Raw genomic sequence first — 25,227 nt, forward strand, 5'->3', positions numbered from 1 at the left:
TCGATTCACACGATACTGATTTTGCAACCGGTTGCAAATAGTATGTTCGGAGCCGTGACAGATGCCTGAAATCGGAATTGGAATTGTGGGTGGCGGCTATATGGGCAAGGCTCACTCCGTCGCGATGTCAGCAGTGGGTGCGGTGTTCAACACCGCGCTGCGCCCGCGGCTGGAGATGATCTGCGCCTCAAGCCCTGAAAGCGCTGAACGGTATAGGGCGGCCTATGGGTTCAAACGCGCAACCGGGGATTGGCAGGCGCTCGTCAATGACCCGGCGGTCGAGGCTTTGGTCATCGCTTCGCCGCAGGAAACCCACCGTCAGATTGCTGAGGCGGCCTTTGCTTTGGGCAAGCCGGTGCTGTGCGAAAAACCGCTGGGCGCATCGATGGCAGATGGCGAGGCAATGGTCGCCGCGGCCGCAGCGGCGGGTGTCACAAACATGGTCGGTTTCAACTATGTCCGCACGCCAGCCACACAATTTGCGCGGCAACTGATTGCCGACGGCGAATTGGGTGACGTCACCTGGTTCCGGGGCGAGCATACCGAGGACTTTTATGCCGATCCCGATGCCCCGGCCACGTGGCGCACCACGGGTATGTCCAACGGCACCATTGGCGATCTTGCACCGCATATGGTCAACGGCGCGCTGGCCTTGATGGGACCTATTGCCGAGGTGATGGCCGAGGTTGAAACTGTCCACGAAACCCGCCCCGGTGGCAAGGTCACCAATGACGACCATGCCCAGATCATGTGCCGCTTTGAAAACGGCGCGATGGGCAATATCTATGTCAGCCGCATCTCAACTGGGCGTAAAATGGGCTATGCGTATGAGATTTCAGGCACAAAAGGCGCGTTGCGTTTCGATCAGGAAGACCAGAACGCCCTGTGGTTCTATCGCCGTGAAGGCCCCGAGGCGCATCGCGGCTTTACCAAGATTCTGACAGGCCCTGCACATCCGGATTACGAGCCGTTTTGTCAGGGTCCGGGTCATGGCACCGGCTATCAGGATCAGATTATCATCGAGGCCAAGGATTTCCTTGAGGCCATCCATACCGGCCAACCGATCTGGCCCACCTTCCGCGACGGGCATGAGGTCAACCGGGTGCTGGCCGCAGCACTGGCCTCGTCCGAGCGGCGGCAATGGCAAGACATACGCGATTTCTGATCGCGCAACCGTATAACCTGAAGAGAGACAAGAACCATGGCAAAGCTGAGATGGGGCATGATCGGTGGTGGCGAAGGCAGCCAGATCGGGCCCGCGCACCGTCTGGGGGCGTTGGCGGACGGGATGTTCGAATTCGCCGCAGGCGCGCTGGATCACCGGCCTGATGTGGGGCGGGACTATGCGCAACGGCTGGGTGTTGCCGCCGACCGCGCTTATGGCGACTGGCAAGAGATGCTGGCAGGTGAACAAGGGCGCGAGGACCGGATTGATCTGGTGACGATTGCCACTCCGAACTCAACCCATTTTGAAATCGCCAAGGCGTTTCTTGAGGCGGGCTTCAACGTGCTCTGCGAAAAGCCGATGACCATGACCGTGGAAGAGGGTGAAGAGATTGTTCGCGTGGCCGAGGCCTCGGGCAAAATCTGTGCGGTGAATTATTGTTATTCCGCGTACCCGATGGTTCGGCAGGCCCGCGCGATGGTACGCGCAGGCGACATTGGCAAGGTGCGGTTGGTGGTGACGAATTTCAGCCACGGCCACCACGGCGATGCCACCGATGCAGACAATCCGCGCGTCCGCTGGCGGTATGATCCAGCGATGGCGGGGGTGTCTGGCCAATTTGCCGATTGCGGTATCCACGCGCTGCACATGGCCAGTTTTATCTGTGATGACGAGGTGAAGACCCTGTCCGCCGACATGGCCTCGACCATCCCAAGCCGTGAGCTGGAAGATGACGCCATGGTCAACTTCCGGATGGAGGGTGGTACGGTTGGCCGCCTGTGGACGTCATCCGTGGCGATTGGGCGGCAGCACGGGTTTGACATTCAGGTGTTTGGCGAAACAGGTGGTGTGCGCTGGGCCTCGGAACAACCCAACCAGCTGATTTATACACCCGTCGGCGGGCGTACTCAAATCATCGAAAAGGGTGAGGGCGGTCTGCATGACGAGGTACAACGCCTGTCCCGTGTGGCGATTGCGCATCCCGAAGGATTCCCCTTGGCTGTGGCCAATATCTATTGCGACCTGGCGGATGCCATCCGCGGCGAAGCCCGTGACGGCCTGCCTGGCGCATCTGACGGGGTCCGGTCGATTGCCGCCGTACACGCGGCCGTTGCATCGGGCAAAGACGACGGCGCGTGGAAAGATGCGCGCCCGCCGATGTTCCGATAATTAGGGGCGGGGCCGCAATGTTCCTCGCTCAATCACTCGGCAGGGGAATATCCGCGCTTCGGGATAGCGTTTGGGATCTTTCAGCATCTCTTCGACCAGATCGACGGATGAGGTGATGATCTGCTTTATCGGCTGGTGAATGGTGGTCAGATCAATGTTTTCCCACCGTGACATTTCCATGTCGTTTAACCCGATGATGCCGATATCCTCGCCTGGCCTCAGGCTATGGTCACGCAGCGCGGACAGAGCGCCAATAGACAGGATATCGTCGCCACAGAAATAACCCTCTGCCGGAGTGCCAGAGAGTAGGCGCAACATCTCGGCGCGCCCTGCCTCAAAGGAATAGTTGTTGGCGAAAGAGTGCGACACTTCAAGGCCGGAATGTTTCTCGACCTCTTCCATGAAGCCCCGATACCGGTCCATGGCCGAAGTTGCCTCTTTTGGTCCGCCCAGATACCCGACGCGCCGATATCCGCGTGCCAACAATTCGCGTGCCGCCATTCGTCCGCATTCGACGTTGTCGATCCCCACGACGTGAACCTCGGGCGAAGTGGCTGAGCGGCCAAACGTGTGCACCACTGGCACGCCCGCATCATGAAACGCCTTGGCAAAGCTGGGCGGCAACGTTGAGGAGGCAACAATGGCAGCGTCCACAGAATACTGCCGCAGCATCCGGACAGAATTGGCCGGTTCGGTCTCGTCCGTTAGGTTGACGATCAGGGGCCGCAGCCCGCGTTCTTGCAGGGCGCGGGTGAACTGGTCAAAGACCTCGAGGAAGATCGGGTTGTGAAAGTTGTTGGAAATCAGCCCGATCAGCTTGGTCCGCCCAGTGGTCAGCGATGAGGCCAGCGCATTGGGGCTGTAGCCCAGCTCTTTTGCGGCTTTCTCGACCTTACTACGCGTTTTTGCCGAGACCGAGGCGCCTTCGGTGAAAGTTCGCGACACGGCGGAGCGTGACACACCAGCCAGCGCGGCGACGTCTTTCAGAGTGACACTCATGGCTGGCGCCCAAGAATTGGGGGGAGGCTAATCGGCGAATTCATAGAGACGATATTATGCGGCAACAGTTAGGGTTTGCAATCGGTTGCAAGGCGTATCGCCAAATAATGCAGGTCTGTAGCAATTATCGGTGTGGAAGGTGGATGGTGGGTAATATTTGACGCGGCCCCCGAAATCTTCGGCGTAATCCAAGCGCCACGTCCCAATCCGCACGCGCAACGAGCGGCCGTTACCAGCATTGTCCTAGAGCTGTAGCTTGTTTTGTTAGTGGTTTGAAAGCTGCGCAACCTGAAGAGTTGTTCAAGAGCATACGATATCTTATCGCGATCAAGTTCGTGGCCGGGCGAACCAAAGAAGTTGCTGCAGCAGGACCGCAGCGCAGCATGCTTTGCCCAAAGGGTTATTTTGACAATCGCTCCAATTTAACCCTATGATACCGAAGCAAAAAATGTATTCCAAATTCATGATGGACCTTAGTGAACAAGTATTGGCGAGGTAACGGACAGCCAATCCAAATATGCGCTTTGTAGTTACGATCCAAGTCGGAATTTAGTCGGTGTCATACCGGTCTGGCCTCGAAAAAAACGAGTGAAGTGTGACTTGTCGGAGTAGCCAAGCATGAGACCGATCTCCGCAATTGTCATATTGCCCTCTCTGAGGTGCTCCTTAGCGACATCGACACGCAGCCGCTTTACCTCGCGGGTCAGCGTTGTACGCTGCTGCTTAAGTGCTTTAAGAAACCGTTCTGGCTGTATTCCCAGCAATCCTGCCACAGCCTCTGGTCCAATATCGGGTTCATCTAGTTTGTCGCGTAGGACAGATCGCAAAGCAGCCACCACGGTTACTTGTTCATTTTGTCGGGTCGCTGCCATGGGCTTGGTAGAGCTCTCTGCGACATGGTGCAAAAACAACCATTCCACAGGAAAACTAATTTTCATTCCGGGATCGGTTCCAAGGCCAACTTCGATCCCTTTGTATTCAATTGGCAGACCATTGATGTATCTGCTTTCCCACCGCACACGGGAAGAATCCCAAGAGTCTCCGACTACGGTTTGCAATAGGCGCACATAGATAGCGGCTCCAAAACCGGTAACCTGAATGGGGGGGACAGTTGGCTCTTGTTGCCTCTCTATTCGATAGGTCGCTTTGTCCGCTTCGACGACAAGGCTGTGCCGCACTGAATTGGACTCCTGGGGTACCAGCCCGACGAAACGGGCAAAAAACTCGAACAGGGTCTTTGACGATTGCTGGGCCTGAGCGAACGGAGGCCATGCTTGCAGGTCAAACGTTTCCCCCACATTCAGTCCAAGGTAGCGATCCCCTGCCAATTCCGAGAAGGCATTCAACAGACCGTAGACCAGCTCTGAATGAACATAGACAGATGGGTCAGACAACAGTTCAGCTTTCAAGCCGACTTGATCCAAGGCTGGTTGCGGATTGATCTCACGGTCGGTGAGATACTTTAGAAACGGAGCAGCCAACGCGAGGCGAATAAAGCCCTCGCTATGTTCTGGAGATGTGGAGTTGAAAGGCAAGCTCGTAACCTTGTCAGGGTTTGTAGTTTGTTCAGTGGCCATTTTTACAATTACATTCGAACATTCTAATTCAAAAGTGGCAACCTAGCCAAGATTTTCCGAACTACAGTTGGCAAAACATGAATGTGAAGGGAGTACTTATGTCCGGCTTTCGAAAGTCCCTCTGCTCGACCGCAATTGTCGTGGCAGTTCTTACTTTTGCGGCTTCCGCACAAGCTCAAGATCAAGAAGAACCACAGGTGCTGTTTACCAACGTGCATGTCTTCGACGGTGTGAATGAGCAGCGTATCGAGAATGCCAGTGTCCTGATTGAGGGTAATCTGATCAAGACCGTCTCAACCGATGCAATTGACGCACCAGATGCCACTGTTATTGACGGTGGCGGGCGCACCTTGACCCCTGGCTTTATTGAACTGCACGCGCACCTCATGTTGATGGGGCCTACGCTGCCAGCGATGGAAGCCAACACAACATGGGAAGACTTCGCCATTCACGGCGCACGAATGGCCGAGATGTATCTGATGCAGGGTTTCACCACCGTCAGGGATGCCGGAGGGGCAAATGGTGGATTGCGCCGGGCGATTGACTCGGGGCAAATCGAGGGCCCGCGCTATTTCCCATCTGGTGCCTTTATCGGCACGCGGGGGGGACACGCCGACTTTGCGAATTTCACGGCTCCGCCGGGGTCAGAGACCAACATGAGCCGTCTGAATCTGGCGCAAGAGGTAAGTGGTGTCGATGACGTCTATAAGTTCGCACGCAACAATTTCCGCATGGGTGCAACGCAGTTGAAATTCATGCAATCCGGGGGTGTCGTTTCAGCCTTCGACCCATGGCAATTGCTGGCTGGATCGCCCGAGGAAATTAGAGCTGCGGTACAGGTCGCTAATGAATATGGCAGCTATGTCATGGCGCATTCCTATCGTAAGGAAGCGATCCTGAGTGCGCTAGACGCGGGTGTGATGTCGATCGAACATGGCTTCTCGTTTGACTGTGAAATTGCCCAAGTCATGAATGAAAAAGGGGCTTACATTACGACGAACCTGACGGCCTTTGATCCCGGATTGCTCGATATTCCGGCGGTGGCGAACGTACCGTCGAGCCTTGCCAAAGCAAAATCAGCCTCGGCCACATTTGCAGGTTACATCGACAACATGAAAGAATGCCCGGTAAAGCGAGGTTTCCAGACAGACTGTGTTGGTTCGGTTGAGGCGTGCAATATCCAGATTGCCTACGAGAAACACCTGAACAATGAGTTTTTTGGCCCCTACACGTCGATGGTGACGCTGACATCAACAGGTGGCGAGGTGGTCGCTTTGTCAGGCGATTTTATGAACCCGTATACTGCTGGCAAATTGGGGGTGATCGAGGAAGGCGCATATGCTGACATCCTGCTGATCGACGGTAACCCGCTTGAGGATTTTTCGGTCGTTGGAACCGGCGATCAGTGGTTCGGCGCTGACCTAAGGCCTGAAAGCCCAGAAACGATCCGCCTGATCATGAAGGACGGTGTAATATACAAAAACACGCTGGATTGATTTGAAATAGTAGCCGGAGAGAGTTCATGCGCTATTGGTTTCGCTACGCTACTTTCGCAGGGTTGGTCTGGTTCAGCCATCCCGCCTTCGCGACGCCGGGAACGACACTTGACTGGGCGGACCTGCCGGATCCGTCCGTGCAGGTCTTTGAAGACCCCTATCGCGATCTTAGTCCAGAACAGTTCGATGACGTCCTCTTCGCCGTGCGCTTGCGCGGCAGACTGCAGCAGGACGCCGGCAGTTTAGAGGAAAGGCAGAAATGGCAAGAGCTTCTTAACGAAACTGAGGACGCCCTGGCGCTAGATGGCGTTGATGTCGACTGGCTGCTCGATCAGCGAGCAGTAGTTACAGAGCGTCGAAGAAAGGCAGGAACAAGCGGAAACCCGCAATTCGACGGCCAAACAGTCACTTTGGCAGGATTTGCCATTCCAGCTCCGAGCGATCCGGACGGGCGACCTGTGGCGTACTTGGTGCCAGAAAGGGGAATGTGTAGCCACATGCCTCCACCTCCACCCAACCAAATGATCCGCGTGCGGTTAAATGGCGATTGGACGCCCAGGTATTTCCATGAACCCGTAAGACTAACAGGTACCCTGACGATTGACCCATCGGTTCAGAACATGACGGTCGTGGATGGCCCTATGGCTATGAGCGCGACCTTCCAGTTGGAGACAGAAAGTGTTGAAACCCTTGAAACGGAGGCAGACCGACTTGAGTGGAAACGGCGTTCTGCTGATCGCATCCGAGCAGCAGGCGATCCCAAAACCGGTGGGGCAAAGGCGTCTGAATGATAAGAATTCTGGTGGCCGCATTGAGTATTGCCTTCGCTGGCGCAGCGTCGGCTCAGGGACTATCCGGACCTTCTTCTGTTGAAGCTGATCTTGAGCCCGGAGATGGTCTGACCGATCCGCAATATCGTTCCGATTTTCCGCGCAACATCGCACCGGGTTGGTTCCAGTGGAAAGACCAGTTGGCCGAGCACGGGTTTCGATTCAACATAGATTATCTAGCGTTGGGCCAAACCACGGACGCCGATATGGGATCTGGCGAAGCGGCCAGCGGAATTGCGCGTTTCTACGGCAGTTGGCAAGCAACTGAACGGGGTTCACTGACTTTTAAGATCGAAGATAGGCATAGCTATACCGATGTCGCCCCGCAGTTTCTTGGGCTGGATGGCGGAGCCCTATCGATCACCGGGACAGCTTTTAACGATAATGGATTGCTGTTGACCAATCTGTTCTGGACCCAGAGGGCTGAAAACGGTTCGTGGACGCTGCAAGTCGGTCAGATCGATGTAACGGACTTTGTGGATATCTATGGGCTGGTTAGTCCATACAGCGGGTTTCAGAACCTGTCTTTCAACACCAACCCGACTATTAACACGCCCAATCAAGGTCTTGGCATTGCAGGCGGGGTAAAGCTAAGTGAGAACTTTTACGCCGTAGCGAGCGTTGCAGACGCAAACGCCGATCCGTCTGATCCAAATTTTGATGTTTTCAGCGATGGCAATCTCTTCAAATCGCTCGAGCTCGGCTACACTTCCGGTTTTGATCGCATCTACTTCGACAATATTCACCTGACCCTCTGGCATGCTGATGCGGCTGATGATGGCACCCGCCCGGAAGACTACGGAGCCGCGTTTTCAGCGGCATGGTTTATTGACAATAAATGGATGCCGTTTTTTCGGGCAGGGGCTTCAAAAGGGACGGCGGCACTTTACGATCGGTCTGTCTCTGCCGGTCTGGGCTACTATGGTCGCAACACCGATCTGGCTGGGCTGGGCCTGAACTGGGCCGAGGCAAGAGGCATAGATGGCGATCAGTTCACGCTCGAAGCATTCTACCGCTTTTCAATCTCCACCGGACTGAAGATCACGCCATCGGTGCAGTTCATTTCTGACCCGCTGCTGAACCCCACGCAGGATAGCATTACGCTGTTCGGCCTAAGGACCCGGATCGTTTTCTGAGGTGGTTCGAAGGTAGACGCCAAAAATAACGAAACATTCAGTTTTGTCGATCAAAGGGAGGATCTATCCATGCGTACCTTGTTTCTTGCAGGCATGTTGTCTGTGTGTTCGACTTTGTGTGTCGCGCAAACGTACGACATTGTCATTCTCAATGGTCGCGTGATAGATCCGGAAACCGGGTTCGATCAGATCGCAAACGTGGGAATAAGCAACGGTTGGATCACTGCGATTACTGACGATGAAATTAACGGTAGCGAGGCCATTGACGCGACAGGGCACGTTGTGGCGCCCGGGTTCATCGATCTCGAACAGCATGGGCTGGACCCTTGGGGCATCAAGGTAAACCTTCGCGATGGCGTTACAACGCAAATGGATTTTGAGGTCGGGGCCGCGAATATCGACGACTGGTACAGTGCGCGAGAAGGCGTGACACAGGCAAACTATGGTACGGTCGTTGGACAAGAATTCGCGCGGATGCGGGTGCATGACGGCCTAGTGCTGGAAGGTGGGGACATAGACTTCCGGAACTTTTTCGCATTGAGGGCAAAATCTGTGGAAGACGACGTCGAGGGGTGGTCTTCTGTACCAAGCAACCGTGAGCAGATGAACGAAATCACTGCCCAGCTGGATGAGGGACTACGTCTCGGAGCACTCGGCGTGGGATCGACCATCGGCTACGCCCGCGAAGGTATTACAACCTATGAGATGTTCGAAGCACAGCGGGCTGCGGCGCGTTACGGTCGACTGACTTCCGTCCATCACCGATTTCATCCCAGTGCTTCGACGCCGACAGAAACACAGACGGGTGTAAATGAAATCTTGGTCAATGCGATGGTGCTTGGCGCACCGCTGCACATTCATCACGACAATGACTATGGGTGGTGGGAAAATCAGGAAAAGCTCCAGATGGCCCGCGACCAAGGCTACAACGTCTGGTCCAGCTACTATCCTTGGACTGCCGGATCGGGAAACTACGGAGCCTCGATCATCGCCCCCGAAAATTGGGAAGGTTCGATGGGGTACAAGTACGAAGACACCATCTTTGATCCCCAGCTAGATCGCTTCGTGACAAAAGACGAGTTTTTGAGTTTCGCTGAGAATGAACCGGGACGGACAGCCATAGTTTTTAGCCCTCCAAGAGAGCAATGGCTAAACGATTGGATCACTATCGCTGGTTATGGCATCTCGGGCGACGGTATGGCCGGGCTGGATATCGAGGGCAATCTGATGGGTTGGGATGCCCCCTACGAAGACTATGCTGGGCATCCTCGGTCGGCAGGCAGCCACGCGCTTGTCTTGAGACTGGCTCGTGAAGCGAATGTGCCGCTTATGCTCACACTCACTCAGCTAAGCTACATCCATGCTAAGCGATTAGGTGACACAGGTTTGCGAGCAATGCAGGTGCGTGGGCGTATGCAAGTGGGCATGGTCGCGGATATCACGATTTTTGATCCGGAAACTGTGACCGAAAAGGCGAACTATACGCTGGGTCAGCAAGGTCTGCCGTCAGAAGGCACTCCGTACGTGCTCGTTAACGGAACCCTTGTTGTTAAGAACAGTGAAGTTCAGCGGGATGTTTATGCTGGACAGCCGATCCGGTTTCCAATCGAGGAGAGCGGGCGTTTCGTTCCGGCCGGTCGCGAGCAGATCATGGGTATTCTCACACCGGATACCGGCACGGCCCGTCCAACACTGCTCGATGAAATCACAAATAGTGAAGCCAATGTCGCACCTGTTGCTCCACCAACAAATCAGATTGCATCGATAGAGCCCACCGATCCCTTTGATTGGTTTACTCCTCGCAACGGTTTAGATGACGGTGCCCTGTTCTTTTGCGTCGTGCATGCTCGCTTCGAGGACCGTGCAACGGTAAAACGTGATTATGCGAAGGCCATGATGTCCAAAACGGGCGGATTTAGAGGTGCTAGTCGCGTAAGACCTTGATACATTGCGGGGAAAGGTTGGTGGGTGATGAGAGACTCGAACTCCCGACATCTTCGGTGTAAACGAAGCGCTCTACCAACTGAGCTAATCACCCGTGACGCTGCATGTAGCCAAGCCTGCGAGCGGGCGCAAGAGGGTCTGGCACAATTTCTTTGTCTCATGGAGGGATAAACCGTCCCCGTGGATCGCGGGCCCTGATAATCTTGTTCATTTTCCGCAGGCTGGGACCATGGCCCTTGGGAAAGGCGCTTGCGTGCCCCCTGTTGCCTCAGATATCCCCAAAGGTACTGCAACTTACCAGACGCGAGAGCATATGATCCTTTCCCTTGCCCGCCGATGTGCAATCGCCGCCCTTGTGCTGGGCAATGTGGCGCTGGCACCGATCCGGGCCGGTGCGGCGGAGGTGTTGGTGTTTGCCGCTGCCAGTCTGAAGACTGCCTTGGACGAGGTCGCTCCGATATTTGAACGGCAAACAGGGCATCAGGTGACGGTGTCCTATGCGGCCTCATCCGTGTTGGCGCGGCAGATTCAGTTGGGCGCGCCAGCGGATGTGTTCATCTCGGCAAATGCGGACTGGATGGATGTTCTGCAGGATCAGGGATTGATCGACGCGACCTCTCGCGTGGACCTGCTGGGCAATGGGTTGGTTCTGATTGGTGGCGCGGATCAGGCGCAGATCGGGCAGATACAGCCGGACACCGATTTGCTTGCGAGGTTGGGCAACGGGCATCTGGCCATGGCGCTGGTCGATGCGGTGCCTGCGGGTATTTACGGCAAGGCGGCGTTGCAGAATCTTGGGTTATGGGAGGGTGTGCAAACCCGGATCGCACAAACGGACAATGTGCGCGCGGCGCTTGCGCTGGTCGCGTCAGGTGCGGTCCCGTTGGGGATCGTTTATAGATCCGATGCGCAGGTTGAAGACCGGGTACAGGTTGTGGCCTCGTTTCCGTCCGAGCTTCACCCGCCGATCATCTACCCTGCTGCCTTAACCACCGCAGCATCACCTGAGGCGCGGGCGTTTCTGGAGCATCTGCAATCCGAAACGGCCCAAACCATCTTTACGGAACAGGGCTTTGCCCTGCCGGGTAGCTGACACATGGGATGGTTGGGGCCTGCAGAAATTGAAGCGCTGAGATTGTCGTTGCGCGTTTCCTTCTGGGCGACGCTGGTGACATTGCCCTTTGGTATTTTCGTGGCCTACGCATTGGCCCGCTGGCGGTTTCCGGGCCGTCAGTTGCTGAACGGGCTTGTGCATCTGCCGCTGATCCTGCCGCCTGTTGTAACCGGATATCTGCTGCTGCTGACCTTTGGGATACAGGGGCCGATGGGCAGGCTGCTGGGTGAGTTTGGCATTGTGGTTGCCTTTCGCTGGACAGGGGCGGCGCTGGCGGCGGGGATTATGGCCTTTCCCCTGATGGTTCGCGCCATTCGCCTGTCGATCGAGGCGGTAGACCCCAAGCTGGAACAGGCCGGAGCGACCTTGGGGGCGTCGCGGCCCTTTGTTTTCGCGACCGTGACCCTGCCGATGATCCTGCCTGGGGTGATCGCCGGGAGTATCCTCGCCTTTGCCAAGGCGATGGGTGAGTTTGGCGCCACGATCACCTTTGTCTCGAACATCCCCGGCCAGACACAGACCTTGCCTTCGGCGGTCTATGCCTTCCTACAGGTGCCTGGGGGTGAAGGGGCGGCGACGCGGTTGGTTGTGATCTCGATCATCATAGCCATGGGCGCGCTGCTGCTGTCTGAATATATCGGTCGCCGCGCCGCTGCACGGGTGTCCGGGTCATGAGCCTGTCTGTCCACCTGCAGCATGATCTGCCCGATATCAAACTGGATCTCAGCTTTGACGCGCCTCTTGGGGTGACAGTTCTGTTCGGACGATCAGGGTCCGGCAAAACCACCGTAGTCAACGCCGTGGCGGGGCTTTTGCGGCCCCAAGCCGGGCACGTCGCGGTCGATGGGTGGGAACTGTTCGATACCGATCAGAACCTCTGGCTGCCGCCGCACCGCAGACGGTTGGGCTATATCTTTCAAGAAGGGCGTCTGTTCCCTCATCTGACCGTGCGACAGAACTTGTCCTATGGCCGCTGGTTTGCGCCCAAACGTGCGCGCCGCGAGAATCCGGACAAGGTGATCGAAATGTTGGGTATAGGGCATCTATTGGATCGCCGCCCAGCAGGTCTGTCGGGCGGTGAAAAACAGCGTGTTGCCATTGGTCGTGCTTTGTTGGCCAGCCCGCGCCTGATCCTTGCTGATGAGCCGCTGGCGGCGCTGGACGATGCGCGTAAGGCTGAGATTTTGCCCTATTTCGAACGGCTGCGGGATGAGGTCTCGGTGCCCATTCTGTACGTCACCCATTCTGCGGCTGAGGTTGCCCGGCTGGCCACCTCTGTTGTTGCCTTGCAGGATGGCAAGGTGGTGCGGCATGGTCCGGCCTCGGATGTGATGGCCGATCCATCCGTGGCCCCTGCCGGGGTCCGGGCCGTGGGTGCGGTTCTAAAAGTACGGGTTCAGGAACATCATGCGGATGGCTTGACCGAATTGGAGGCAGGCGGTGCGCGCCTGTTCCTGCCGCGTATCCCGCACCAGGTTGGGGAAGACCTGCGCATCCGCATCCCCGCGCAAGAGGTGATCTTATCCAGCAAACGTCCCGACGGGTTGTCGGCTTTGAACATGTTGGAAGGCAAGGTTGATACCATCCGCGCAGGAGACGGGCCGGGAGCCATCGTATCGGTGCAAACCTCAGCGGGGCCGGTGTTGGCGCGCGTCACCCGCCGTTCGGTCGCGGCATTGGGGCTGGAGCCGGGTAAGCCCTGCTATGCGGTGATCAAGACCGTCGCTCTGGCACCGCAGGATGTGGGCGGCAGGCTGACCCCGACTTAGGCCAGTGCGCGCACTTCGAACTCGCGCAGAACCAAACGGGCGGCCCTGCCGAAACCATCCCGGTCCGGTGTGTCGGGAAAGATGGCAGCCAGCTCACGCAGCGCCTCGGATGACAACGTATACAGGGACTCATCACCTAGAAACAGGCTTTCAGCAGGTGCGCCTTCGGCCGTCAGGATTTCATGCTCGTCCAACAGGATGTGGAAATACTCGACGGCCACGTCAGAGGTTTCTATCTCAATCCCCGGCCAGGAACACAGATGCTTGGCCGCCACCAGCGCCTCAGGCGTGCCAAACAGCAATTCGACCTTGGGGCCACGAACCAGGATGCGGTGCTGCTGTGACACCCGCAAATCCCGGTTGGGCGTATTGGGGCCAAGGCTGCCTGCGCTGATCCTGACCGGGCGCATAGCCGGGTTTTCCCGCAATCGCTCGGGCGGCAAGGCGCTGCTTTCGATCCAGCGGATTGGTTGCGGGCCGTGATCCATGGTCAGAACCTGATCACCGACGGACAACGCCTCAATCAGTTGCGTGCCATCGGGGGTTTCGATCAGCGTGCCAGCGGTAAAGCACACCCCCTCGATGGTGATTGTTATCTCTTGCTGCAGGTCGAAAGGAAACGGCCCAAGAAAGGTGCCGAACTCACCTGTAACCTGAATGGTGAAGGTGTCGGTAACGGTCTGATTGTCGTCCAGACTGTCGAAAAAGGCCGGATCAACCGTATAGGTCCATTCCCCTGTATTCGGGTCGACACTAGCGGTTCCGAAGGCCGGGGGTGATGAGATCACCCAGGTTTCCGACAAAATGGGGACATTGCTGTCCAGATCCAGATCGCCTGTAGACTGGTTCGGAGGATTTCCGGTCACATCGCCGGTTATGTCACCTGTTATAGCTATCGAAACCATCTTACGTGCCCTCTGCTGCCAGAACCCGTTCGAATTCCTGTTTGCGATACAGCTGCATATGCACTGCGCCTGCGTCGCCACGCGTCCATTCAACGATGCGCTTTCGGAACATGTCGCTGTCCATCCGGTTCGTGCGAACCCGGGGGTGGGGGATGTTCTTTTTCAGCATCTCTACGATCTGATTGGTCTGCCCGAACGGGGCGACTAGATCGATGATCCAGAACGAAGACCCGCTGGTGAAATCAGCGTCGGTCAGCGAGGTTTCCTGAATGGCATATCGGTATTCGGCCTCGGGGCTGAGACCGGCAAAAGTAACGAACCCGCGTGGAAAGCCGTTTTGCCGAAAGATGTGGTATTGGCCCAACCGGAATGGAGTTTCAAAGGCATAAAGTACTTGCGCAAGGCTGCGATCCCTATGGGGTGCTGTCAGCGACGCCAGATAGAATAACGCACCGAAATCCGCGTATTTTTCGGGCGGAATGTCGAACCAGTCCTTGGGGAATGCCTTGCTCAACCCATGCCTCGTGCAAATGACCGATGACCCGAGGTTACTCCCTAAAGCCCTGAAATGATACCGTTTCAGTCACAAGAGCGCGTTTCCGTTGCGGAATGGAAGGAATTGCGCACCGCATCGCGATCTTTACTCATCAAACCTGATCCCTATGATTCCCGGCAAAGCCGTATTTTGGTTAGGGGAGTATTACTATGCGATTGTTCAAAATTTTCAGCGTATGCGTTCTGGTGTTGGTGCCAGCGCTGGCGCAAGCGACCGGATTTGGGTTTAGGTATGGCTTCAATCCCGGCTTTCGCGCGACAGTGACACCATTGGAAAACGGCAACTATCAAGTGGCCACGCATGGTTCGTCAGCGGCAATCGCCTATTGGTGCGGTATCGGTGATTTCGCTATCCGCACCCTTGGCCTGCCGACAACGCAACAGATTTATGTCTCGAGACCTTATGAAAAGCAAACACGAACGGTGGAGTTTTCGCTGACTAAGCCCGAAGGTAGCAGCACCAAAAAGAGTTATTCGATCACAGTCAGCCGCGTGGGCGAAAGCATGTCGGCAAGCGGGGCGCAAAGCCATTGCTACGATAACATTATGGATTTCGATTTCTAAGGGCGGCTCAGACCCATTTGGCCATAGGCGGCAAACTCATCAGCACCGCATCCGGATCGTGGCCGGTTTCCAGCCCGAACTTGGTGCCCCGGTCGTAAACCAGATTGTATTCGGCATAGAGCCCCCGATGCACAAGCTGGGTGTTCTTGTCGGCATCATTGAACCCCTGCACCCGGCGCTTTTCGACCAGAGGCAGAAAGGCCGGAAGGAAGGCGCGGCCGATATCCTGTGTCAGCGCAAAATCTGCACCCCAGTCTCCCGTGCAGTAATCATCCATGAAAATGCCGCCAACCCCGCGGGCGCGTTTGCGGTGTGGGATATAGAAATATTCGTCCGCCCATTCCTTCAGGCGCGGGTAATGCCCCGGCCCGTGTGGGTCTAAAAGCGCCTTTTGCGTGGCGTGGAAATGGGCCGTGTCCTCGTCATACTCGATGCAGGGGTTAAGGTCGGACCCACCCCCGAACCACCACGCATGCGGGGTCCAGAACATCCGGGTGTTCATATGCACCGCCGGAACGTGCGGGTTCTGCATATGCGCGACCAGCGAAATGCCCGAGGCCCAAAAGCGCGGGTCTTCGGTCATGCCCGGTATACCCTTACGTGACGCCATCGCTTGCTGCGCGCGAGCACCCAGCGTACCATAGACGGTCGAGATATTGACGCCAACCTTCTCAAACACGCGGCCGCCGCGCATCACCGACATTAACCCTCCGCCTGCATCCGAGCCATCTTCGGACTGGCGCGTGGTTTCCTTGACCTCGAACCGCCCTGGTTTGGCATCCGAAAACGGCCCAGTGTCGTGGCTGTCTTCAAGAGCTTCAAAGGCTGTAACGATCTGGTCACGCAGTTGACGGAACCAGGTAGAGGCGGTGGCTTTTTCAGTGTCGAACATATGTGTCAGTGGGCCGGGGCTGCAACGGGGTCCAGCAGGGTGCGGCCGCCGTCAATAGTTAGAATCTGTCCGGTGATAAACCCAGCTGCATCCGAGGCCAGAAACTGCGCCGTTTCGGTCAGTTCGGTCGGCGCAGCGATGCGGGCCAGCGGGGTGTGTTTTTCGATATCGTCCCTGAAGTCGCGATTCTCTTTCAGAGTGGACCGCAGCGACGCGCTCATCACCGATCCCAATGCGATGGAATTTACCCGGATTCGGTTTGGTGCCAAGGCCACAGCCAAGGATCGGGTCATCTGATCCAGCGCGGCGGTCGACACCGAATAGGCCATCAGGTCAGGGTGGGTGCGCCGTGCGGCGATGGATGAAAGGTTGATGATCGACCCGGCAAGGTCTTCATCGTCGTCGCCTGCCTGCTTGATCATCCGTTTCGCAACCAACTGGCTGAGGCGTAGCGCAGGCATCAGGTTCTGGTTCAGAAGCGAGCGGACCGAGTCATCCTCGGGGTCCAGCGGATCCGATGGGATCACCTGGCGGGCTCCGTTGATCAGGATATCCACTTGATCGAAGGCGTCGATGGTGGCCGACAGCAGATTGGCAATGGTTAGCTTTTCCCGCAGGTCACCGGCGAAAAAGCGAATATTGCTGTCATCGGCCTGCTCACCCAGTTCCTCGGCCAGCCTCTTTTCGTCCATGTCGGCGAACATCACGTTGGCACCGGCATCGGCAAAATGGCGTCCGATGGCTAGTCCGACACCGTTGGCTCCGCCGGTCACGATCGCGGTCTTGCCTGCTATGGAAAAGGACATGCGCTTCCTCCTGAATTGCGGCGCAGGTTAACCGGGATCACCGCCGAGGGCGAGAGGCGTGGAACACCTTGAACCGATTGTCGCCGGTCACTTCTTCGACATGCGCAAACATGTCGGTCAGCGTGGTTTCATAGGGCAGGTGGCGGTTGGCCACCATCCACAGCGAACCATTGCGGGTCAGGTTCTTTGCTGCCGATGTGATAAAGCCTTGCCCCAAGGCCGGATCGGCACTGCGTGTTGTGTGGAACGGCGGGTTCATTACCACTGTGTCGATGGGTTCGGGTGCGCGCCATGTCACCGCATCAGCCCAGTAAAACTGCGCGCGAGTATCGGCCACATTGGCGCGGGCACAGGTCAGAGCCGCACAGTCCGCTTCGACCAGATGCAGGGATTTCAGGCCCGGGGCCTGCAGCAGCCCGACAGAAAGATAGCCCCAACCGGCCCCCAGATCGGCAACCCGTGAACCCAGCTTGGCGGGCAGCGCCGTTCGCAACAGGGCAGAGGCCGGATCAATGCCATCGGCTGAGAACACGCCGGGCGCGGTCTGGAAACCATCGGCTGTCTGATGCGCGGGCGCGGCCCAATCCGCAAAAGCTTGCGGGTCAGATTGGAACCAAAAGATCTTACCATGCGCCTTAGAGATCGGCCCCTCTACCGCGACGCGCCGGCGGATGTCCTTCAACAAACTGTCCACGCCGTCGGTCTTGGTACCGTCGATGACTATTACGCCACTGGCCCGGACACAGGCCTGTTGCACCATCGACCGGGCCAGAGCCTTGGCGCGGGGCAGGATCACCACGGCATCCTGGCAGGGATCTTGCGCCTCCGGAACAACAGCGAAACCTTGCTTGGCGAAATGATCGTGAAACGGTTTGAACGGCTGCACCACCTGCGTTTCGCGCGGCAAAGCAGACAGGTCGTCGGTCGAAGTTGGCCTAAGTACCGTCAGCGGTTGCGACAGGGTCAGGCCGCTTTCCAACGCAAGATTAAGGCGAGGGGACATAAGCGATTCCGTAAGGTCGGTGCGGCCTTACTCTTCCCGTTCCATGGTGCATTGCAGGGGGTGCTGGTGCCTGCGGGCGAAGTCCATGACCTGGCCCACTTTGGTCTCGGCGATCTCGTGGCTGAACACACCAACCACGGCCACGCCTTTCTTATGGACGGTCAGCATAATCTCGAACGCTTGTGCGTGGGTCATGCCAAAGAACCGCTCCAGCACATGCACGACGAATTCCATCGGGGTATAGTCGTCATTCAGCAGCAGAACCTTGTACAGCGGCGGGCGCTTGGTTTTCGGGCGCGTCTGCACCAGGACCGACGCGTCGGCATCGTCGTCGTCGTCCGGTTTGTCAGACATCATCCATTGGTGTTCAAGCATCGCGTCCTACTGTCCGATTCAGGCTTTGGTTTATCTTTGCGCTTATATAACGTCGAACAGGCCAGAGAAAAGAGCCAGCAGGACGGAATAAACATGGGCCAAAATCTTACCACAATTGGCTTCGATGCGGATGACACTTTGTGGCACAACGAGCGTTTTTTCCAACTGACACAGGCCTATTTCGCCGACCTGCTGGCCGATCACGCCGAGCGGGATCACCTGATGGAGCGCCTGCTGGCTGCAGAAAAACGCAATATCCGGCGCTATGGCTACGGAATCAAAGGCTTTACCCTGTCGATGATCGAAACCGCGATCGAGGTGACAGATGACCGGGTTCCAGCCTTGGTCATTCGTCATTTGATCGAAGCCGGGCAAGAGATGCTGGCCCACCCGATCGAACTACTGCCTCATGCCCGCGACGCGATTGAAAGCGTGGCGGCGACTCATCAGGTGGTGTTGATCACCAAGGGCGATCTGATTGATCAAGAGAGGAAACTGGCGCAGTCGGGGTTAGGTGAGTTGTTCGATGGGGTCGAGATCGTGTCCGAGAAAACGCCTCAAACCTACCGGCAAGTATTTGACCAACACGGTGACGGCCCTGCATCGGCGATGATGGTCGGCAACTCCATGCGCTCGGACGTTGTGGCCCCGATTCTGGCCGGGAGCTGGGGTGTGTATGTGCCGCATGGTCTGGTCTGGGAAATCGAACAGGCCGAAATCCCGGCAGATAATCCGCGATACTGCGAGTTGCAGGATTTGGGTCAGCTTGCCGCCCTCGTTCAGCGACTCGGTTAATGTGGCCGAATGGTATCAGTCCTAAAAATTCCGCGTTGGGCGTCGGCAAATTCTGGTCATATTCATGGATTTGGTGGGGGGCAGGTGGCGTCTGACCACATGTGGTGTGTTCGCGGCGGGCTCAATAAACTGCGAAATCATGAGCTTTCTGTTTATTTCGCCACACCCCTGTGCTAGCCTGATCGTTAATAAAATAATTGATTTGCCGACCGGGAAAACCTGGCGGCCCGAGGTAGACAGAGGCAAAGATCGTGCAGGTTCGGCGGACAGTTCCGGCCCGAATGGGCTTATTCCTTATAGCATTCTTGTGGCTGCTCTCCTTTGCGCCGTTGCAAGGGGTGGCCGCACCCTACGCGGCAATGGTGATAGACGCGCGCACCGGCGAGGTGCTGCATTCACGCAATGCCGATACACGGCTGCATCCGGCGTCGCTGACCAAGATGATGACGCTCTATATTGCATTCGAAGCGGTGCGGAACGGTGAGATCGATCTGGATACCCAGGTGCGCATCACCAAAAAAGCCGCGTCCGAGCCGCCGTCAAAATTGGGCCTGCGGTCCGGTCAGCGGATTGCCTTCCGCTATCTGATCCGCGCGGCTGCGGTGAAATCGGCCAATGATGCCGCGACGGCCATTGGGATTGCGATCAGCGGGTCCGAGGCCGCCTTTGCCCGTCGCATGACCCGCACGGCCAAGGCGATGGGCATGAGCCGGACAACCTTCAAAAACGCGCATGGTCTGACGGAATCGGGCCACCTGTCGACCGCGCGCGACATGACCACGCTGGGTCGTCATCTGCTGTATGATTACCCGCAGTATTATAACCTGTTCTCGCGCCAATCGACCCATGCCGGAATCAAGACCGTTCCCAACACAAACCGTCGCCTTCTAGCCGCCTATAAGGGCGCGGACGGAATCAAGACAGGCTACACCCGAGCTGCGGGTTTCAATCTTGTGGCCTCGGCCAAGCGTAAGGACGAACGCATCATCGCCACCGTCTTTGGCGGCAAGTCCGGCGCATCGCGCAATGCCAAAGTTGCCGAGCTGTTGGACATGGGCTTCCGGCGCGCGCCATCGCGGGCACCGATCCGTAAACCGGCCCGTCCAGTCTATGCCGGGAATGCCGGTTTGGGCGCGACAGTGGCGGCCCTGACCGGGGCGCCGAAATCCAGCCTACGTCCGGTGCTGCGTCCAGGGGCGGGCGGTGCGGTTCAGATCGCAGGCACCGTCGCCGCAACCGCCGCCAAGAATGGCGCTCGTATTCAGGACGGCATTGCAGCCGCTATGGCCGCTGCAGATGTCCAAACTCAATCAGGCGATGCAACACGTCCCGCTACGCGTCCGGATGATCTGGTTCTGGCGTCGACCGATCCGACAGTTCAGCCCGAGCCCGAGCAGGAAATCGTCACCCGGCTATCCACGTCTGGCGGGCACCTGTGGGGCGTTAACGTGGGCCGCTATACCACCCGATATGAGGCGGAAAAGGTTTTGCTGAAAACCGCCCTGTCGGAAATGACCACTCTGGAAGGCACGCTGCGTAAGGTGAACCAAAGCTCTCGCGGCTTCGACGCGACATTCCAGGGCATGACCCGCGAACAGGCTGATCTGGCTTGCCGCAGGCTTCAGGCCCGGAATGTCACCTGTTTCATGATCGGGCCGTCATAAGATCCGACATATACTCTCCTGGATGGATCTGGGCTGCGAGGAAACTCGCAGCCCTTTTTTGTCAGGAGGGTTTAGTCGAATACATGACCGTGCTGGTATTGTTCGTCCTGCCCGGCGGCCGCCGTCAGGGCGGCAACGTTGTCCTTGGTGAAGAACCCGTCATAGTGGTGGCAGCGCTCGATATATTCCGTGATCAGCAGTGTGTTCTTCGAGTGTTTCGAGAAAATCTGCTTGAGGTTTGGATCGTCTTTGCACTCGCCAACGATATGGGCCAGGAACGGCACACCCTTGTCCTTGAGCGTATTAACCACGAAATCGACGTTCTTTTCCCCGGCACCGTGATCGCCATCCTGAATCTCGATGGCCATGTGATGCAGACGACGGCCAAAATTGCGAACGAAATCCTCGGTCGGCATTGGCAGTTGTTCGAACGAGTTTATGAAGGATGGAGTGTTATTGGCTGTAAACACCTTGGCGGGTGATTTCTTGTCATCATCCACATACGGGTTTCGGTTCACGTTGGTCGACGAGTTCATGTCAAAGATGTTGTACGCGCCCCAGAAGTAATAGGGCACCATGGTCAGAAACTCGAGGATCGCGTCCTCGCGCTCACCAGCCAGAATGCGGGTGGCAAGGTGGTCGACCCCCAGCATCAAGGGCGAGATTTTGCTATCGACGCCAAATGCGGCGGCCTGATCCAGTTGCGTTTGCTCGGCATCACTTAGCAATACGCGGTCACCCAGCCCAAGGCTGTCGGGGTCGTTGAAATCCAGTGTAGAATAACCAACCCGGTTACAGGTGAAATCCGACGGGGTAGTGAACCGGAACCCATCCAGCGTGTAGAACGGATTCTCGGTATCGCCGTCATATTCAAAGCGGATGTTTTGATCCTCAAGCGTCTTGCTCAGGGTTTTCAGGTCGGTTGCGCCGTAAATCTCTCCGACATATCGGGTTTGCGGGGTGCCGCGCGCCAGCGGATACATACGGTTGATGCGAGGGATGAAATCCTCAAAGCTGGGGCTGAGCGGGGCCATCACGATCAGTACCGGGTAATCAGTATGCGAATGCAGGACGGAGAACTTATGTGTCTGACCCAGATAGGTGGCCGTATGGCGATAAGGGGTCATCACATACAACTCGACCAGCGTATCGAACAGCGCGGTGGTTTCCACCTGTTGGACAATTGCCCGCATCGGCCCGACCTGATCTGCAACGCCGGAACTGCTGCGGCGCTCGTATATTTTTGGTAGGTACTCGCCAAAGAAGTCCGAGTTCTTCTTGTCCCCGCGCGGCTCATAAGACATCAAATCGAAAGACATAAAATTCCCTCCTTGCGTGGGCCCAGAGAGGTCTAGGCCCGGCGTTGCCTGGATTTCCAATAATCAGAACATGCACTTGCAGGCATGCTAGGGTCAGAAATCCCACGGGGCAACACTAAGAAGGTGAGGTGTAGACCTTATGTCCGGATGGTTATCGGGTGAATTTTGTCACATCGACGCCGCCCGCGATCAGGTTTTCACGTACAGAGCGCGCGATTTGCACCGCAGTAGGCCCATCTCCATGCAAGCAGATGGTGTCGATCGAAGTCTCCAGCCGCTTGCCGGATTCGGTGATGATAGCGCCTTCGCGGACCATGTTCAGGATGCGCGGACCGGCAAGCTCGGGGTTGTGGATGACCGCGCCGGGCAGGCTGCGATCTACAAGCGTGCCGTCATCATTATAGGCGCGGTCCGCGAAGATCTCTCCGACCCATTTGCAGCCCAGTTCGCGTACGGCCTCTTCCTGTTTGGTGACGGCCAGCACCATGATGATAATGTCCGGGTCCACGTCCAGTGCGCCCTGATAGCAAGCCCGCGCCATGTCGAGATCGGCCGAGCACATATTGGCCAGCGCCCCGTGCAGCTTCAGATGTCGAACTTTGGTGCCGACCGCCCGGGCCATCCCCATTGCCGCGCCCAACTGATAGCGCACCAGATTCCGGAGGGTATCATGCGGCACCTTCATATTGCGGCGGCCAAATCCCTGCAGATCAGGAAAGCCAGGATGTGCGCCGATGCCGACATTATTCTCGGCAGCCGTCGTCATTGTTTTTGCCATGACATCTGGGTCGCCCGCGTGAAAGCCGCATGCGATATTTGCCGAGGTGATGATCTGCAGCAGGCTTTCATCATCGCCCATCTTCCAGGGGCCAAAGCTTTCCCCCATATCGGCATTCAAATCGACGCTGGGCATCGGCAAAACTCCTTATTCGGTGGCAGAGATCATTCCGCCGATCAATTGGTAGGACAACAGGTCCGGGATGTCATGCGGATCGCGGATCAGGGGTTCGACCCGTCCACGCAGTCGCGACAGATCTGACAGATAGGCCGCGTGCAGAGCGACGGCCTCGTCCATAGACACAATGGTGAATTGTATTCGCCCACCCGCAGGGGTCTGCGCCGCGCGGGGTATATCGCAGGGCAGGACAGTGGCGATACGGGGGTATCCTCCGGTCGTTTGGCATTCGGGCAGCAGGATAAAGGGGTTGCCGGTGCCGGTCATCTGGATGTCGCCGGGGGTGATCACCTCGGACAGAATGTTCAGTTGGCCCTGTGCGGCAAAGCCTTCGCCGTCGCTGTCCAACTGCATCCCCATTCGGTTCGCCCGTGCGCCGCGTTTAAACGTTGTTTGGGTAAACCGATCAAGTGTCTCTTGATCGAACAGGGGGGTCTGAAAGCTGGCCAGAATGCGCAGGATGCCGCCCGAGAACCGGTCCTCGGGACGCAGTTTCATTCCGGCGTCGCCCGAATAGGGGCCGACGGGCAGCCGGTCGCCGACTTGCACGGCGCGCCCGACATTTGCCGTCAGATGGGCAGAGCGTGAACCCAGAAATAGCGGCGCATCGATTCCACCGCCAACATGCAGGTAGCCATAGTTGCCCTGTTTTGCGGCACCGAGCGTCAGCTTTTGACCGGCTCCCATTGCATGCGAGGCACTCCAGACAATAGGAGAACCATCCATACTGGCCTGCATCGGCGCACCGGTCAGGGCAATGCTGGTGGGTTGCGTGGCTTCAAACGTACCGCCCATCCCCGCCATTTCCAACGCCGCACAGTCCGGGCTTTGCCCCAGCAGCGCAGCCCCTTCGTGCAAAGCCAGCTGGTCTGCAGCACCTGACCGTGAAAGCCCCTGATCCAGATACCCGGTGCGCCCAAGATCCTGAATGGTGCAGGCCGGGCCGATCTGATGCACTAGCAGGCTCATGCGGGGATCTCCTGACAGGTAGCACCACCCGAACCATCATTGGTCTCGCGGATCTTTTCCAATTCATCGCGTGATACCGCCAGGAACTGCATCTCGTCCCCAGGACGCAGGGCAAAGCTTTGCTCGGCTTCGGGGCGAAAACAGCGAAAAGCCGTTTGGCCTACATGTCTCCATCCGGTTGGGGTTGGCCCCGAAAACAGTACGAATTGTGAGATCGCCAAAACCAGCGCCCCTTCGGGTACCATCGGCGTCAGCTCTTTAAGGCGCGGAATATTGAATTCGGGGCCTAGCGGGCCAAGGTAGGGCTGGCCGGGGGCAAAGCCGATGGTCAGGACGCGGACACGAGATTCGCTGAGCCGCTTTATGGCTTCCGAGGGTGACAGCCCTGCGGCTGTCGCGGCCTCATCCAATTGCGGTGCAAGTTCCCCACCATATACAGTGGGCACCTGCCACAAACGTCGTCCTGCCGGAAGTGGCGCCTGATACCAATCTTGTTGACGCAGTATCTCTACGACCTGCTCCTGAATCTTGGCGTGTGGAAAAGTAAGAGGGTCAAATCGAACATAGGCTGAGGCCAGAGACGCAGATGTCTCAATCACACCGTCCCATCCAAGAAGGTCGATAGCATTACGAAACGCCAGCGCCGCGCGGTTCGAGGATTCGGCCATCGTTTCGGCAAATGAAACCAGCAGACCGTCTTGGCCAACCGTTCTTATGCAAGGAAAAGGGGATGTGTGCGTAGGTGTCATTTTGCTGTGCAGTTTGCAGTATCTTTCCGGCGAGGTGACCGTATCCGCGACCAATGCGCAAGACCCGGTAAGCGCGCGATGTCTTTTTCACTGTTTTGGCATAGCGCGAGCCGGGGGTAAGGGCCGAAAACTGACTCGGTTTAAGGGAGCCGAGTCGGTTGAGTCTTGTGGGTGCGGGGTGCTGACTCACTATATATGGGGTAAGCGAGTGTTTAGTTGGCGGGGGGGCGTTGCCGGAACTGAATGCCTTGCTGCGTGAAGGGCGCAAAAGACCAGATCGAATGATGTTCAAGATATTGAAATATATGTAAAAATAATAAAAGCGCAAAAAAATCGCGCAAGATGCAATTTTCCACTTGCGGCTATTGGAGGTAAACCTTAGAACCCCCTTCACCGGCGCTGCTGAGGCGCTGGGACGCGGCGGAAGCGGCGGAGACGCATCGGAGAGACGGTGGGCATCTTGAGTGAGGATTTAG

General features: G+C 57.1%; 24 protein-coding genes and 1 tRNA gene. 12 read left to right on the top strand and 13 right to left on the bottom strand.

Annotation, left to right across the window (positions count from 1 at the left end; genetic code table 11):
* Positions 1-61: 61 nt before the first annotated feature.
* A complete protein-coding gene (locus ACR0DT_RS15235; protein ID WP_480711570.1) occupies positions 62-1,165 on the top strand; it encodes a Gfo/Idh/MocA family protein in 1,104 nt (367 codons plus the stop codon).
* Positions 1,166-1,201: 36 nt separating this feature from the next.
* On the top strand, positions 1,202-2,335 hold the full coding sequence (locus ACR0DT_RS15240; protein WP_480711571.1) for a Gfo/Idh/MocA family protein: 1,134 nt from the start codon (positions 1,202-1,204) through the stop codon (positions 2,333-2,335).
* On the opposite strand, the gene ACR0DT_RS15245 is transcribed toward ACR0DT_RS15240, so the two are convergent.
* Together ACR0DT_RS15245 and ACR0DT_RS15250 are read right to left on the bottom strand one after the other, a co-directional pair.
* A complete protein-coding gene (locus tag ACR0DT_RS15245; protein WP_480711572.1) occupies positions 2,336-3,334 on the bottom strand; it encodes a LacI family DNA-binding transcriptional regulator in 999 nt (332 codons plus the stop codon).
* 530 nt (positions 3,335-3,864) lie between these two features.
* Complete coding sequence (locus ACR0DT_RS15250) at positions 3,865-4,911, bottom strand: AraC family transcriptional regulator (RefSeq protein WP_480711573.1); 1,047 nt, start codon at positions 4,909-4,911, stop codon at positions 3,865-3,867.
* Positions 4,912-5,009: 98 nt separating this feature from the next.
* Between ACR0DT_RS15250 and ACR0DT_RS15255 the strand changes: the two genes are divergently transcribed.
* The 4 genes from ACR0DT_RS15255 to ACR0DT_RS15270 all read left to right on the top strand — a co-directional run bounded on the left by ACR0DT_RS15255 (position 5,010) and on the right by ACR0DT_RS15270 (position 10,317).
* Complete coding sequence (locus tag ACR0DT_RS15255; RefSeq protein ID WP_480711574.1) at positions 5,010-6,407, top strand: amidohydrolase family protein; 1,398 nt, start codon at positions 5,010-5,012, stop codon at positions 6,405-6,407.
* Positions 6,408-6,433: 26 nt separating this feature from the next.
* Positions 6,434-7,198: a DUF3299 domain-containing protein gene (locus ACR0DT_RS15260; protein WP_480711575.1), complete on the top strand. Its 765-nt coding sequence runs from the start codon at positions 6,434-6,436 to the stop codon at positions 7,196-7,198.
* Positions 7,195-8,373, top strand: coding sequence for a carbohydrate porin (locus ACR0DT_RS15265; RefSeq protein WP_480711576.1), 1,179 nt, complete (start codon positions 7,195-7,197; stop codon positions 8,371-8,373). The genes ACR0DT_RS15260 and ACR0DT_RS15265 overlap by 4 nt, the downstream gene beginning before the upstream one ends.
* Before the next feature lie 69 nt (positions 8,374-8,442).
* Positions 8,443-10,317, top strand: a complete 1,875-nt coding sequence (locus ACR0DT_RS15270; RefSeq protein ID WP_480711577.1) for an amidohydrolase family protein — start codon at positions 8,443-8,445, stop codon at positions 10,315-10,317.
* Positions 10,318-10,335: 18 nt separating this feature from the next.
* Here the strand turns inward: ACR0DT_RS15270 and ACR0DT_RS15275 are convergent.
* Positions 10,336-10,411 (bottom strand) — tRNA-Val (locus ACR0DT_RS15275).
* A gap of 219 nt (positions 10,412-10,630) precedes the next feature.
* On the opposite strand from ACR0DT_RS15275, the gene modA reads away from it, so the two are divergent.
* The 3 genes from modA to modC are packed head-to-tail and all read left to right on the top strand — an operon-like array spanning position 10,631 to position 13,200.
* A complete protein-coding gene (modA, locus tag ACR0DT_RS15280; RefSeq protein WP_480711578.1) occupies positions 10,631-11,410 on the top strand; it encodes a molybdate ABC transporter substrate-binding protein in 780 nt (259 codons plus the stop codon).
* Between the two features lie 3 nt (positions 11,411-11,413).
* Positions 11,414-12,106, top strand: a complete 693-nt coding sequence (gene modB / locus ACR0DT_RS15285) for a molybdate ABC transporter permease subunit (RefSeq protein ID WP_170350469.1) — start codon at positions 11,414-11,416, stop codon at positions 12,104-12,106.
* Positions 12,103-13,200 carry a molybdenum ABC transporter ATP-binding protein gene (gene modC, locus ACR0DT_RS15290; protein ID WP_480711579.1) on the top strand — a complete coding sequence of 366 codons (1,098 nt, stop codon included), beginning with the start codon at positions 12,103-12,105 and terminating at the stop codon, positions 13,198-13,200. Before modB ends, modC begins: the two co-directional genes overlap by 4 nt.
* Here modC and ACR0DT_RS15295 read toward each other — a convergent pair.
* Positions 13,197-14,105: a Hint domain-containing protein gene (locus tag ACR0DT_RS15295; protein WP_480711580.1), complete on the bottom strand. Its 909-nt coding sequence runs from the start codon at positions 14,103-14,105 to the stop codon at positions 13,197-13,199. The genes modC and ACR0DT_RS15295 overlap by 4 nt on opposite strands.
* 1 nt (position 14,106) lies before the next feature.
* The gene (locus ACR0DT_RS15300) at positions 14,107-14,619 is read right to left on the bottom strand and encodes a toxin-activating lysine-acyltransferase (RefSeq protein ID WP_480711581.1); all 513 of its coding nucleotides are present in this window, start codon (positions 14,617-14,619) and stop codon (positions 14,107-14,109) included.
* A gap of 191 nt (positions 14,620-14,810) precedes the next feature.
* Here ACR0DT_RS15300 and ACR0DT_RS15305 point away from each other — a divergent pair, with 191 nt between their 5' ends.
* Positions 14,811-15,224 (top strand): hypothetical protein, encoded by a 414-nt coding sequence (locus tag ACR0DT_RS15305; protein ID WP_480711582.1) that lies wholly within the window; start codon positions 14,811-14,813, stop codon positions 15,222-15,224.
* Positions 15,225-15,231: 7 nt separating this feature from the next.
* Here the strand turns inward: ACR0DT_RS15305 and hemF are convergent, their stop codons facing one another.
* The 4 genes from hemF to clpS are packed head-to-tail and all read right to left on the bottom strand — an operon-like array spanning position 15,232 to position 18,300.
* Complete coding sequence (hemF, locus tag ACR0DT_RS15310) at positions 15,232-16,116, bottom strand: oxygen-dependent coproporphyrinogen oxidase (RefSeq protein ID WP_480711583.1); 885 nt, start codon at positions 16,114-16,116, stop codon at positions 15,232-15,234.
* Between the two features lie 5 nt (positions 16,117-16,121).
* On the bottom strand, positions 16,122-16,922 hold the full coding sequence (locus ACR0DT_RS15315; RefSeq protein WP_480711584.1) for an SDR family NAD(P)-dependent oxidoreductase: 801 nt from the start codon (positions 16,920-16,922) through the stop codon (positions 16,122-16,124).
* Positions 16,923-16,959: 37 nt separating this feature from the next.
* Positions 16,960-17,925: a class I SAM-dependent methyltransferase gene (locus ACR0DT_RS15320; protein WP_480711585.1), complete on the bottom strand. Its 966-nt coding sequence runs from the start codon at positions 17,923-17,925 to the stop codon at positions 16,960-16,962.
* A 27-nt stretch (positions 17,926-17,952) separates the two neighbouring features.
* Positions 17,953-18,300 (bottom strand): ATP-dependent Clp protease adapter ClpS, encoded by a 348-nt coding sequence (gene clpS, locus ACR0DT_RS15325; RefSeq protein WP_058282055.1) that lies wholly within the window; start codon positions 18,298-18,300, stop codon positions 17,953-17,955.
* Between the two features lie 93 nt (positions 18,301-18,393).
* Between clpS and ACR0DT_RS15330 the strand changes: the two genes are divergently transcribed.
* Positions 18,394-19,095 (top strand): HAD family hydrolase, encoded by a 702-nt coding sequence (locus tag ACR0DT_RS15330; protein WP_480711586.1) that lies wholly within the window; start codon positions 18,394-18,396, stop codon positions 19,093-19,095.
* 281 nt (positions 19,096-19,376) lie between these two features.
* Entirely contained in the window at positions 19,377-20,759 is a 1,383-nt protein-coding gene (locus tag ACR0DT_RS15335) for a D-alanyl-D-alanine carboxypeptidase family protein (protein WP_480711587.1), read from the top strand.
* A 71-nt stretch (positions 20,760-20,830) separates the two neighbouring features.
* Here the strand turns inward: ACR0DT_RS15335 and ACR0DT_RS15340 are convergent, their stop codons facing one another.
* The 4 genes from ACR0DT_RS15340 to ACR0DT_RS15355 all read right to left on the bottom strand — a co-directional run bounded on the left by ACR0DT_RS15340 (position 20,831) and on the right by ACR0DT_RS15355 (position 24,751).
* On the bottom strand, positions 20,831-22,078 hold the full coding sequence (locus tag ACR0DT_RS15340) for a hypothetical protein (protein ID WP_480711588.1): 1,248 nt from the start codon (positions 22,076-22,078) through the stop codon (positions 20,831-20,833).
* A 151-nt stretch (positions 22,079-22,229) separates the two neighbouring features.
* On the bottom strand, positions 22,230-22,991 hold the full coding sequence (locus ACR0DT_RS15345) for a LamB/YcsF family protein (protein WP_480711589.1): 762 nt from the start codon (positions 22,989-22,991) through the stop codon (positions 22,230-22,232).
* 12 nt (positions 22,992-23,003) lie between these two features.
* On the bottom strand, positions 23,004-24,002 hold the full coding sequence (locus ACR0DT_RS15350; protein WP_480711590.1) for a 5-oxoprolinase subunit C family protein: 999 nt from the start codon (positions 24,000-24,002) through the stop codon (positions 23,004-23,006).
* Entirely contained in the window at positions 23,999-24,751 is a 753-nt protein-coding gene (locus ACR0DT_RS15355; RefSeq protein ID WP_480711591.1) for a 5-oxoprolinase subunit B family protein, read from the bottom strand. Before ACR0DT_RS15355 ends, ACR0DT_RS15350 begins: the two co-directional genes overlap by 4 nt.
* Positions 24,752-25,227: the final 476 nt, after the last annotated feature.

The sequence above is a fragment of the Ruegeria sp. BI11 genome, from assembly GCF_056538005.1.

Bases quoted from the DNA above. Each gene is read 5' to 3' on its own strand.
- hemF (WP_480711583.1), bottom strand. From the start codon at position 16,116: ATGTTCGACACTGAAAAAGCCACCGCCTCTACCTGGTTCCGTCAACTG.
- ACR0DT_RS15250 (WP_480711573.1), bottom strand. From the start codon at position 4,911: ATGGCCACTGAACAAACTACAAACCCTGACAAGGTTACGAGCTTGCCT.
- ACR0DT_RS15235 (WP_480711570.1), top strand. From the start codon at position 62: ATGCCTGAAATCGGAATTGGAATTGTGGGTGGCGGCTATATGGGCAAG.
- ACR0DT_RS15335 (WP_480711587.1), top strand. From the start codon at position 19,377: ATGGGCTTATTCCTTATAGCATTCTTGTGGCTGCTCTCCTTTGCGCCG.
- ACR0DT_RS15240 (WP_480711571.1), top strand. From the start codon at position 1,202: ATGGCAAAGCTGAGATGGGGCATGATCGGTGGTGGCGAAGGCAGCCAG.
- ACR0DT_RS15295 (WP_480711580.1), bottom strand. From the start codon at position 14,105: ATGGTTTCGATAGCTATAACAGGTGACATAACCGGCGATGTGACCGGA.
- ACR0DT_RS15305 (WP_480711582.1), top strand. From the start codon at position 14,811: ATGCGATTGTTCAAAATTTTCAGCGTATGCGTTCTGGTGTTGGTGCCA.
- modB (WP_170350469.1), top strand. From the start codon at position 11,414: ATGGGATGGTTGGGGCCTGCAGAAATTGAAGCGCTGAGATTGTCGTTG.
- modA (WP_480711578.1), top strand. From the start codon at position 10,631: ATGATCCTTTCCCTTGCCCGCCGATGTGCAATCGCCGCCCTTGTGCTG.
- ACR0DT_RS15340 (WP_480711588.1), bottom strand. From the start codon at position 22,078: ATGTCTTTCGATTTGATGTCTTATGAGCCGCGCGGGGACAAGAAGAAC.
- ACR0DT_RS15260 (WP_480711575.1), top strand. From the start codon at position 6,434: ATGCGCTATTGGTTTCGCTACGCTACTTTCGCAGGGTTGGTCTGGTTC.
- ACR0DT_RS15345 (WP_480711589.1), bottom strand. From the start codon at position 22,991: ATGCCCAGCGTCGATTTGAATGCCGATATGGGGGAAAGCTTTGGCCCC.
- ACR0DT_RS15320 (WP_480711585.1), bottom strand. From the start codon at position 17,925: ATGTCCCCTCGCCTTAATCTTGCGTTGGAAAGCGGCCTGACCCTGTCG.
- ACR0DT_RS15350 (WP_480711590.1), bottom strand. From the start codon at position 24,002: ATGAGCCTGCTAGTGCATCAGATCGGCCCGGCCTGCACCATTCAGGAT.
- ACR0DT_RS15245 (WP_480711572.1), bottom strand. From the start codon at position 3,334: ATGAGTGTCACTCTGAAAGACGTCGCCGCGCTGGCTGGTGTGTCACGC.
- modC (WP_480711579.1), top strand. From the start codon at position 12,103: ATGAGCCTGTCTGTCCACCTGCAGCATGATCTGCCCGATATCAAACTG.
- clpS (WP_058282055.1), bottom strand. From the start codon at position 18,300: ATGCTTGAACACCAATGGATGATGTCTGACAAACCGGACGACGACGAC.
- ACR0DT_RS15315 (WP_480711584.1), bottom strand. From the start codon at position 16,922: ATGTCCTTTTCCATAGCAGGCAAGACCGCGATCGTGACCGGCGGAGCC.
- ACR0DT_RS15330 (WP_480711586.1), top strand. From the start codon at position 18,394: ATGGGCCAAAATCTTACCACAATTGGCTTCGATGCGGATGACACTTTG.
- ACR0DT_RS15355 (WP_480711591.1), bottom strand. From the start codon at position 24,751: ATGACACCTACGCACACATCCCCTTTTCCTTGCATAAGAACGGTTGGC.
- ACR0DT_RS15270 (WP_480711577.1), top strand. From the start codon at position 8,443: ATGCGTACCTTGTTTCTTGCAGGCATGTTGTCTGTGTGTTCGACTTTG.
- ACR0DT_RS15255 (WP_480711574.1), top strand. From the start codon at position 5,010: ATGTCCGGCTTTCGAAAGTCCCTCTGCTCGACCGCAATTGTCGTGGCA.
- ACR0DT_RS15265 (WP_480711576.1), top strand. From the start codon at position 7,195: ATGATAAGAATTCTGGTGGCCGCATTGAGTATTGCCTTCGCTGGCGCA.